This window comes from Paraburkholderia kirstenboschensis, assembly GCF_904848585.1.
GTDB lineage: Bacteria > Pseudomonadota > Gammaproteobacteria > Burkholderiales > Burkholderiaceae > Paraburkholderia > Paraburkholderia kirstenboschensis.
The window spans coordinates 25,889-35,623 of the sequence record NZ_CAJHCR010000030.1 but is presented as its reverse complement, the minus strand read 5'-3'; the positions used below and the strand labels follow the sequence as shown (position 1 = coordinate 35,623).

Sequence of the window (9,735 nt, the reverse complement as noted above, 5' to 3'; positions counted from 1 at the left end):
TATGCACGGTTGGCCGATGGTGAGGCGCTACCTGGCACCCAGAGGAATTGGGCGTTGCACCTCAGAATGACCGACAAACTGTGCATAATTCCGGGGCGTCCATAAAACGTAGCCTCCACGACTACTCCTTGAAGCTCATCCCTGTGTGGCTCGAGCGCAGCCATAATCAGCTGCAAATCGTTGGTGAGCCGCTTGCAGTAAAGCACCCGATCCAGGTCGTCGATCACAGCGACCACGGCATTGTTCGAGTGCAGATCGATGCCGCAATACTTCATATGCGCCTCCTGACAGGTCGGTTGGTGGTTCGCACCGCAACTGTAGACCTTTGTCGCCCCCTACCTTGGGGGCGACAAAGGAGGCATTCCAGATGATTATCAACACGGATTTCGGTTAGTAACTGACAGCCTTTCAGTGCGATTGGTTGAAAGTGTCGCGGCAACCTCCTCTTCAGTGCTACGCGCCAGCTAGTCGCCGCAATCGTCACGTCAAAGGTTGAATCTGCCTGCCATGCGATTGTGGAAATGCCGAGCGATGGCAATACGATGTTCCTTGCGCATCGCCGATGTTTTCGCGAAAGCTGGAGGGGGCCGGCTCGAATAAGGGCCACCGCATTGCGCACAGCGATACGGCGAGCCGGCAAGACTTGCGTTGAGCAGGTAGGGGGTCTCCTGCCCGCAATGCTGGCATCGCGTCTCGAGCTTCTGCCCGTGAGCGGGACAGCGGCCCTCACTGGACATCTGATACGTCACGCTATGATGACCAAACGATGTGCATTGCCTGCAATGCCTGAAAACCGGGTGATAACGTCTCCGCTGCCCGGCGTCGAGCAGTGACGCGTGTAAGACCTTGCCGGGCAGTGGCAGCATGCGCCTCAGCCGCTTCATATCGACGGCATCGCGCAGCGGCTCAACGCCTTCATATGGGTCGACGTCAGCACCCATCAGCCGGACGAGCGCATGCCCTGGCAGTCCGTTCGCACGTGCGAGCTTCCACAGGATCGAGACGATTGACTCGCCAGGCAGGAGCCACCTGACATCGAATATGTAGCCGAGTGCCGGAGTCAGTCGTCGCTCATCGAGGCTGAGAATCGGAAAACGCGGAGCAATGAGCAAGGGCGCCTCTCTACGCGTGAAAAAGCACACGACCGGTTGCATGGCGCGACTGGACATACCCGGAGCGGCGCACCGCATGAGCCCATAACGATGGGTCAGGGCAATATCCCGGAGCATCCCTGAGTTCACTATCCTTGAGTACGACTTCGACGGCCCGTGCAAAGGATTCCATCGGGATCTCAAGCCGCCCAGGGAGGGTTGCCTTGTGATGTGCGGCCTCAAAGGCGTTCCACAGCGTGAGCGCATCGCTCACAAGTCGATAAGCAACATCAAACGCCTGCGGCACGTAGAATCTCGTGAAACTCCATTGTGTGCCCTCGGGATAGGCGGTCTGATCATAGCCGTTCAGGCATGTAGCGACGTCTTCGGCATTGCGGATGCCATGGAAAAAGAGTTCTTCGACCATCAGGCGCGCGACGATCTGGGTCTTGCCAACGATCTGCAGGGCGCTCTTTTGCGCCAGCAACTCCTGCTGACCCACGAGAAACGTGAACAGCTTGATCTGCTGGCGGTCCAGTGCATCGTGTACATCTCGCAACACTCGTATTCGTTCTCGTTGTAGCGTTGGGCTTCGTCGCAGAAGAGTAGAACTGTACCGCTGCCAGCGCGCGCAGCGGCTTCCCGGATGCGCAGGGAAAGGCGCATGCGCTTTGCGGGGTTCGTGCCCGCGTTCGGGTCATGATTGCCGACGGCTTCGAGCAGGTTCGAAAAGAAGGGACCTTCTGCATGCCGAGGCTTGTGCTCACACCGGGCGTGATAGCTTGTTACTTTCGGATGCTCCCGTGCAAGCAGCAGACGCACGTATTCTATTGAACGCGTCTTGCCAATCCTCGGAGCACCGTAGACAAGCGCGCCGGTCACCCGGTATCGAAGACAACTCACGACAAGTTCATAGAATGATTCGATAGCCGGTGTAGCGATCCGGTAGTTTCCGGTGACGAGCGGGTGCAGCGAAGGATCAACCGGACGTGGAATCTGAAGCGACATGCCCTCCTCCCTTGAATGTGAGCTGTCAGTCAAACTACCGATCAGAAAGTCTGCCCCGTCCCAATGCCAAGCGTGCGCGGGCGTACCGCCTCCGTGGGCTGTTCATCTTCGACGGCGTTGGTCAGGCCCATCGTTGGTGGTGGTAGCGTTGCTTGGATCGGGTCCGGTTCCAACGGCCCTGTCGGTGTCTTGGCCGTTGGCGCGTTGGCAAGGAGGCGCAGCGTACGCGCTGCGTCGGAGGCCGCCTTGCGTGACCTGCCCGCTGCTGCTACTTTGGCTCGTACGTAGGCGTCAATCGGATCTTCAGCCGCCATATGCGTCGACCGCCGGCTACTCCTCGCCTTGAGGATCTCCTTGCGCAAGGTTACGTTGTGCGGCATCACGCGCCACGCACCCTGGGCGTGAAGGACACCGAGCTCGCTGCCGTCTGGGAAAAATGCCCGAACACAGCGCAGGTCGTCGGCGTTGACGTAGACGCGAAGTGTTTTTCCGATCAGTTGGGCGCTGCTGGCAAGCGTCATGTTGGTGTAGCGCACGCCGAGCAGGTTGATGTGTGGACGGACACCAAGCGCAAGATAGCCCCGTACGCGACAGTGCTGCGCGGACTGCATCAGACATAACGTGCGTCGGCGGGCTTCCGGCAACCAGGCCAGCAATTGACCCCTCTCGCGGACAAAGAACTCCATCGCTTCGAGCGGCGTCACGCCATTCAGTCCGATATGAGACGTGCCATGGTAGGTCGCAATCGAATAAGCCATTAACTCGTCGAGTTCATCGAGCGACACGAACAGGCGGAGATTTCCCTTTGGGTCCGCCAGCGCGCGACGAAGATCACGAGGATGCGAACCCGTATAACCTGGGAGGCGCGAGGACAGCTTGCTGGCGACCGTACCAAAGAAGCGCTCGACATACGGGCGCTCGTCCGGACTGCGCTTCGGTCCAGCGCTCACAACGCAGCCAACGAACTCGCATAGTGCAGTCAGCGTTTCGCTGGCGAGGTTCGCCTTGGCGTTGTCGAGGCGGATGCACTCCCATGCGACGTATGCAAGCTCGGGCAGGCGCTGTGAAGCAAAACCATCCTGCGGGTGGTGGACCAGGCCCGGGATGGTGAATGCACGCATCGACCGGCGTTCGAGTGCGTTCTCGATCGTCTTGACCACATCGTAGCGGCTGTATTCACTGGTGTCGTGGTCACGTACGAAACGATCCGTTGCTTCTCGAGCAACAGCTCCTCGATGTCGCGCAGGCTCAGGCTGAACCGGAAATACCAGCGAACCGCGCAGCTGATGACCACGGGGCAGGGAAACGGTGGCCGTGATAAAGCGATTTTGTCTTCTTCATCACTTCATTCTACCGTCGCCTCGTTATTAACCTGACAGTGCCCTACCTGGAGATCAAGTACCTCTGTATGGGCGGTCTCGCTTGAATATCGCACTGGTGCGACAAGGCTTAGAGACTGATGCACGAAAAAAAGGCGCCGTGGTATTTCGCCGCTGGCATCGCGGTGCTCAACACCGGCCATCGTCATCCGGGCGTGATCGCTGCGGTGCGTGAACAGCTCGACCGATTCACGCACACCTGTTATCAGATCGTGCCGTATGCGTCGTATGTGGAGCTTGCGGAGACGCTGAACGCCCGGGTGCCGGGCGCATTCGACAAGAAGACCGCGCTGTTCAGTACTGGCGCCGAGGCGGTTGAGAACGCAATCAAGATTGCTCGAGTTGCCACCGGCCGGCCCGCGGTGATCGCGTTTGGCGGCAGCGTCCACGGCCGTACGATGATGGGCATGGCGCTCACCGGCAAGGTTGCTCCGAAGCATCTCCGGATCAACCGGTGCAACTCAAGCTATCGCCGAAGAGAAAAGGGGCGCTCGCCCTTGCTAAGCGGCTACGCAGTGGCTAGATTGGTAATTCACGCCGTGTTGCTATGCGCGAGTTTTGTCTGACGAAGGAGGTGGGTCGTGTCAACAAAAAAATCCTCGACGTGGGCCCTCGGCGAGGCTATTGCACTGGGCGGAGGAAAAGGAAAACTCGGCTTGGGGCTCGCGTTCTATTCCCTGATTGACGTCGATAATCAAATCCTTCATGGCCTGTTCATTGGCAGTGGTGGGGTGGGTGCAGGTTTGCCCTTCCAATTTACGATTGCGGCGCCAGAGCAGTATGCTTTTTTCACGACACAAACGGCAATCTCTGCAAGCGACTTCAACGGCCTAGTCTGCTTCGGAAATGCATTGGAACTCGCGTTAGTCGCAGGCGAAAAAGTTATCGATTGTATTACATTTCACGGAGTAGACCATACGCCGTATTGGATTGATACCAGTGGATTGGAGAGTGGGATTGCCGCCTCAATTGGCGGAGTGAGTTTCGGCTACGCACGCGTTGTCAAATCGATGCCAAACAACGGGTGCGACATCCGTCCAACCGGAGATCCTCTGTGTGGCGGCTATAGTCCGAATCCAAATCAGAGCCTAAATACAAATCAGTCAAGGTAGTTTGCGAAGCGGCAAGGGAAGTGAGTGGTCAGTTTATTTCGGGCTACTTGATAGGTTCTTTCGCGGTCGGTTTCGCCTCGTAGGCAGCGGGTGACAGATAGCCCAAAGTCGAATGCAAGCGTACCGCATTGCCGAAACCGAGGAGGTGTTGGAATTTCATGTACTGAGGCCGTTAAAAATTTCAGCTGACGGGGAGGTGAATCGCTCGCCGGACAGGAGGATGGCGAACTGATTGACTGCTTGCCGCCAGGTGATAGATGGCATCTTCCAATCCTTTTCGATGTTGCGCAAGACCAGGTGCAGCAGTTCGTTGGCCGCTTCGTCGCTGGGGAAGTGCCCCCGGTTTCTGATGATTTTGCACAACTGCATGTGCATGCTCTCGATCGCGTTGGTAACCGGCATGTTATGGACCAGTGCCCCACGTCCCCGCCCCGAAGTTTAAGACCTATGGTGTCAAACGACAGAAAGTCGTCCGACCAAATGTAAGCGCGCGATTTCGCATACCTCGGGAATGAAAGGTCCTGTGGAGGACGGGACCACGGAACGCGCCCGACGCCGGTCGCCACCTCTGTTCGCCCCGGCGCATTAAGCGAACCGGTTTTTCACCTCGGACTCCAATTGCGATCCGGACTAATACCGGGACGGGTCAGATTGAACGGAAGAACGGCTGGCAGCTCGCAGAATGAACCGGCGAAACCGCACCCAATGGCGTGCAGCACTTCCCGCTTCGCCCGCCCGCTCGGGGGAGCACACGCTGCCACCTGCGACCGCCGATGGCGTCGTCGTTCGGAATCGTGACGGCCGATTTAGGGATTCTGCAGCTTGTTCGTCTCTCACTCTCGTCTGTAATACTCCCGATAGCTCAGGATTCCGACAGCGAGTCCGCGCTCGACTGCAGCTTCAACAGTCGATTGGCGTTCACTAGGCGGATTCAACCGGTCCTCGCAACACCTTTAACTGAGGAGGTGTTGCATGGTGCGAAGTGCAAAGCAGGTGTATCGGTTGACCGGTCGAGCAGCGATGTACTCGCCGGGCGCGCCATCGCTTGGAAACGAGATCGAGCGTCGCTTTTGGCAACAGATCGCCACCGCCATTCCGGCGCCCTAGATGTGGCCGTTGACGTTGAGGGTTACGAAAAATTGATATTGACGGGTCGTGGCGACAAATTCCTCCGACACCATCTCCTTCACATATTCGTCTAGACTCAACGTATCGATATCGGAGGTCCGCTGCTCTGATTTAGGGCGTGAATCATTTCGTGTACGAAGTATGACGCGAGCGTCGGCGCCTTGAGACAGGACTTCAGCGTGCAGGTATTGGTATTCGCCTCGTAAGAGGCCGGCATGGACGAATGCGTGAGGCTAATTAACACGCCAAAGCTCTACATGGTGTTGAGCGCTTCCAGCCCTTCGTCGGTCAGGTTCAGCAGCGATTGCAGATCAGGCCACGACATGTCGTACCTCGAGCATCAGATGTACATCGGCACAAAATCGATTGCGGATTAGGGTTTAGCTTCCCATGAGGCGTATCCAGTGTCTAGACACCGTTTCCACTGTCAAGCGCAATCTCAAGTTGGTATAGCTCCAGATACAAACGCAATTTGAATTTGATACGTCGTTCGATTCGGATGCTGCGACCATTGGCGTCATTCAAGTATCGACTTTCGTGAGGCCGCTAGCCGGTCTCTCCCCCGCGCGACTTTTAGGGATTGCACCAACTGCGTCGATGCTGGTAAGACCGGTCCTCTGCTGCCGGAGCGTGACCAGTTCGAACCGATTAGTCAAGACTGGCTCGCCTAAAAACTGCCTGGCAATATTTGCCCACTTGACGAAGGCGGGGCCACCACCGTAGCGAGCGCGGCAAGGATGGTCGGCACAGCCGACGCCTCCACGGGCGCGGTCGTCGCCGCAAGCGGACTCGATGCGGCCGTGCGAGGAAGTGCCGCCGCGTTCGCGGGCGAAGCCGACGCGCCCGTCGATCACTGTTCCGCTCAATAGACGGCTCGAGGATCATCACGCGCCGGTTCTCCGGCGCAGCGGGCTAATTCGTGTTCAACAGTTCACACAGGCCTGATCGCGACGAGACGTCCGGGCGCAACACCCTGACCGGTTGCCATGACGCATGAACCAGAAAAAGTTGTCAGTGATTGCCCTTAGCGGCCGATAGTTACCGTTACTTGGTCAGATCTTTCGGAGATAGTCCGAGAGTTCTTATCGGCCCGCGAATCCACATTTTCTCTTGCTCACCTATTCGCGTGACAATTTGAATCGATCCTCCCGGGTATGAGTTGGATACCGTTTTCCCGGTGCTTTTTTGAGTTGCGGTAGATATCTTGGGCTGAAATTTCGCAAATCCAAAGTAGGCGTTCAACGTGCGCCCCGCAGGAATCGTCATAATCCAGGCTCGTCCTACGTCCCCCCAATCGTCACATAGAGCCCATCTACTGCTAACCTCCCGGATTATTTTTGATCCAAATGGACCCGAGGTGGATAGCACATGCAGAATTTCCACAATTTCCGATGCATACATCCAGTACGAGCGGTAGAGGCCAGTCTTCGTATCTTTCCGGCCAAGAGCGGCTTCGTGTCCTCGAGTCGAATCGGTAAATCGAACAAGCTGCAACTCACCTTCCAAGACGGTGTGTCGGACTACGCTGAGGAAGCTTCGCTGTTCTTCTTCCTGCAGGTCAAAAAACGGCACAGTTTCTCTCCCTATAAAATCGAAATCTCAGCGCAATCAGCGCATAGCCATATCCTGCCCACATGGCGGCACGGAGTAAACTACGCTGATGGCTCCTCGTATAAAGAGAACTACATTTCAGATATCGCCACCATGCACGTTAACCCGCTTCTTAACTGTTCTGAAGCATGCTCGGTTCGGCCGATTGCGCACCGCTGCGTACGCGATGTCGGACGCCAAGTCCGGCGGCCTCTGTGACCTAACGCACATTCGGATGAGCGCAGGCGTAAATCTGTCCGATTTCACGAGGTATAGTCACATGTTATGGACACTGATAACATTCGTGTCGTCGCGTGTGGGCTGCTTTCCTCCCGCGCGCATGCGGAAGGCTATATGCCCACGCAATTGGTGGTCCCCCTAGGAGCGGCCATTCAGTTATCGCACGATCAGGGTGTGCCGTTACCAAATCGAGTGCGATATTCTTTCGGTATACGAATGTTATAGCCAACACTTAATTCGAGGGCATACGCGTAAAAGGTTGAACGCCAACGGAAATAGCAGATTCAAAACCTTCGACTTCCCGCCTCCCCTGAGGGATCGTTATTTTCATGTGGCATAGCCTCGGCTGCAAAACCGCAGCATAAATCTTTCCATCATATGCTCGGCTACCGTGAGCGCCGATCTCGTGCGCAACGACACCCTGAATGTTTCTTTTCACATCAATCAACGTGCTTCCTGTGGTGGTCTCAGTGTCAAATGGACGAGCTGCACTATGCCGGGAAATGCATACTCGCCGGCAGCCACCGACCGACCAGATTTTCCCACCAATGCAGCGAGTCGTTCTCGCTGTACCTCTTTCTTGTAGTGAAACCCGAGGTAAAAAATATAGAGACGACCCTCGGTTACTTGGGTCACGCCATGCGTCAAGAACCGATCATCCGACATGTCCTGCTTCAGTGCCCGACTGCGTGAGGCATTTGCGCCCGATAGCACACGCCGTGATAATCGAAGGTTGCCGCCTTACTGTCAACAAGAACGGGACCCGCTCCGGCAAGGACGCGGGTGCTTGCGTTGGGCGCCGCGTTACTGCCGTCGAAGCTGGGGTCCGCAAACGCGACGAGCGGCTGGCTCGCGTGCGAGTTAGGTTGTGCGCTTGCGAGCACGAGCGCCGAACCACTGGGCATCCGCACCGGCGTAACCTCGTCGATCCATCAGTGCGCATAAGCAAGGCTTGCCTACCACGTCGCTTGTGTTGACATAAGCGGTTGTCGCACCGTGCAGGCGCACATGTTCGAGTGACCCGGATAACCAGCGATTTCTCGAGACTATGGAATTCGATGATCGACTCGTCCGGTTTGAGGGTGCCTCGCGTAACGGCAAGGCTTGGCACCTAGCCATTCAATTGCCGGTCGTCGAAGCCGGCATCGACGCGGTTGCGCACCACGTCGAGCAATGCGCGCGCGGCTGCGCTCGGATAGATTCCAGGCGCCTTCGTAGTCGCCAGTCTCACGCGTCAGCGCGATCGCTTCTTCAAACACCGTCTGCGTGTCGCCGAACAGGACGGTCTTGAACTCGTCGCTGCGAAAGCGCGCACGAATCTTTTCCGAATCGTCGACAGCGGCGAGGTAGGCCGCGCGCGCCGCAGCGCGGCTGCCGAGTGCGAGGTCGGCCAGCGCGTCGTTGTACGCAGCGATCGCCGCCTGCGGATGGTGAAAAGCAACGGCTGGGGGATGGAACTCCCCTACGGCCTGCGGGCCGCGGGCGACGGCCGACTGCATCGTCGTTCGACTACATCGCTGTAAACGTTCCGGGACCTTGGATTTTGAAAGCCAGTTTCACCCGCCTGGCGAAACCGGAGGCCGGCTCGTTGTTTTTTCAAAAGATCGCTTCGCCAATCGTCTCGGAAGTACACGCGCCTGCGCGTGAGGGTCGCGCTAACGAGTGCGGTGCTCCGTCATCGAATCTTCTTGGGAGCCGAAGCCGATGAGCAGCCCCGACGACAAGACGGTGATCGTCCAGAGGTCGTCCGCACCCGACGGCAATGGACAACACGCACTGCCCGCCGGAACCCGGATCGCGGCCGCGCGCTGCTGCTCGATTTCGGCGCGGCGCGTGATCGGCGACATGACGCAGGCGCTAACGGTGATTTTGAAACCGGGCTATGCACCGGTCGAGCAATGCGCCGAAGTTGCAAGCAGGAAACAGTGCCCGTGGACCGACGTGTACGCGCTCGCCGCCGTGGTGTATTTCGCGGTTCAGGGCAAGACGCCGCCGACCTCGGTGGGACGCCTGATGAGTGATACTTATGCGCCGCTCGCCGTAACAGCGGCCGGGCGCTACACGGACCGGTTCCTACGCGCGATTGACCACGCCCTCGCCGTCCGTCCGGAAAACCGCCCGCCTGACGTCCAAGCGTTTGCGAAAGAGCTGGGTATCTCGATCGATATGCCCGCCCCCGCGGAGCTC

Annotated in this window: 8 protein-coding genes and 3 pseudogenes; 4 read left to right on the top strand and 7 right to left on the bottom strand. The window is 57.7% G+C overall.

Features of this window, described 5'->3' with window-relative positions:
• From JMY24_RS39000 to JMY24_RS36260, 4 genes and pseudogenes are all read right to left on the bottom strand, one after another.
• On the bottom strand, positions 1 to 275 hold a 275-nt coding region (locus JMY24_RS39000), incomplete at its 3' end, for a hypothetical protein (protein ID WP_236597724.1).
• An 847-nt stretch (positions 276 to 1,122) separates the two neighbouring features.
• A pseudogene (locus JMY24_RS36270) lies at positions 1,123 to 2,099 on the bottom strand (AAA family ATPase).
• 41 nt (positions 2,100 to 2,140) lie between these two features.
• Positions 2,141 to 3,259 (bottom strand): integrase catalytic subunit, encoded by a 1,119-nt coding sequence (locus tag JMY24_RS36265; RefSeq protein WP_328809333.1) that lies wholly within the window; start codon positions 3,257 to 3,259, stop codon positions 2,141 to 2,143.
• Positions 3,260 to 3,288: 29 nt separating this feature from the next.
• Positions 3,289 to 3,440 (bottom strand): annotated as a pseudogene (locus JMY24_RS36260) (IS6 family transposase); the annotation flags it as partial.
• A gap of 145 nt (positions 3,441 to 3,585) precedes the next feature.
• Here JMY24_RS36260 and JMY24_RS36255 point away from each other — a divergent pair.
• Both JMY24_RS36255 and JMY24_RS36250 read left to right on the top strand, forming a co-directional pair.
• Positions 3,586 to 3,921: pseudogene (locus JMY24_RS36255) on the top strand (aminotransferase class III-fold pyridoxal phosphate-dependent enzyme); the annotation flags it as partial.
• A 138-nt stretch (positions 3,922 to 4,059) separates the two neighbouring features.
• A complete protein-coding gene (locus tag JMY24_RS36250) occupies positions 4,060 to 4,590 on the top strand; it encodes a hypothetical protein (RefSeq protein ID WP_201703933.1) in 531 nt (176 codons plus the stop codon).
• A gap of 156 nt (positions 4,591 to 4,746) precedes the next feature.
• Here the strand turns inward: JMY24_RS36250 and JMY24_RS36245 are convergent, their stop codons facing one another.
• Entirely contained in the window at positions 4,747 to 5,004 is a 258-nt protein-coding gene (locus JMY24_RS36245; protein WP_424450001.1) for a transposase, read from the bottom strand.
• A 1,451-nt stretch (positions 5,005 to 6,455) separates the two neighbouring features.
• Here JMY24_RS36245 and JMY24_RS39320 point away from each other — a divergent pair.
• Complete coding sequence (locus JMY24_RS39320; protein ID WP_268960845.1) at positions 6,456 to 6,587, top strand: hypothetical protein; 132 nt, start codon at positions 6,456 to 6,458, stop codon at positions 6,585 to 6,587.
• A gap of 499 nt (positions 6,588 to 7,086) precedes the next feature.
• A complete protein-coding gene (locus JMY24_RS36240) occupies positions 7,087 to 7,527 on the top strand; it encodes a hypothetical protein (RefSeq protein ID WP_201703932.1) in 441 nt (146 codons plus the stop codon).
• Between the two features lie 1,067 nt (positions 7,528 to 8,594).
• Here JMY24_RS36240 and JMY24_RS36235 read toward each other — a convergent pair.
• Both JMY24_RS36235 and JMY24_RS36230 read right to left on the bottom strand, forming a co-directional pair.
• The gene (locus JMY24_RS36235; RefSeq protein WP_236597723.1) at positions 8,595 to 9,047 is read right to left on the bottom strand and encodes a hypothetical protein; all 453 of its coding nucleotides are present in this window, start codon (positions 9,045 to 9,047) and stop codon (positions 8,595 to 8,597) included.
• A gap of 156 nt (positions 9,048 to 9,203) precedes the next feature.
• Positions 9,204 to 9,395 carry a hypothetical protein gene (locus JMY24_RS36230; RefSeq protein ID WP_201703935.1) on the bottom strand — a complete coding sequence of 64 codons (192 nt, stop codon included), beginning with the start codon at positions 9,393 to 9,395 and terminating at the stop codon, positions 9,204 to 9,206.
• Positions 9,396 to 9,735: the final 340 nt, after the last annotated feature.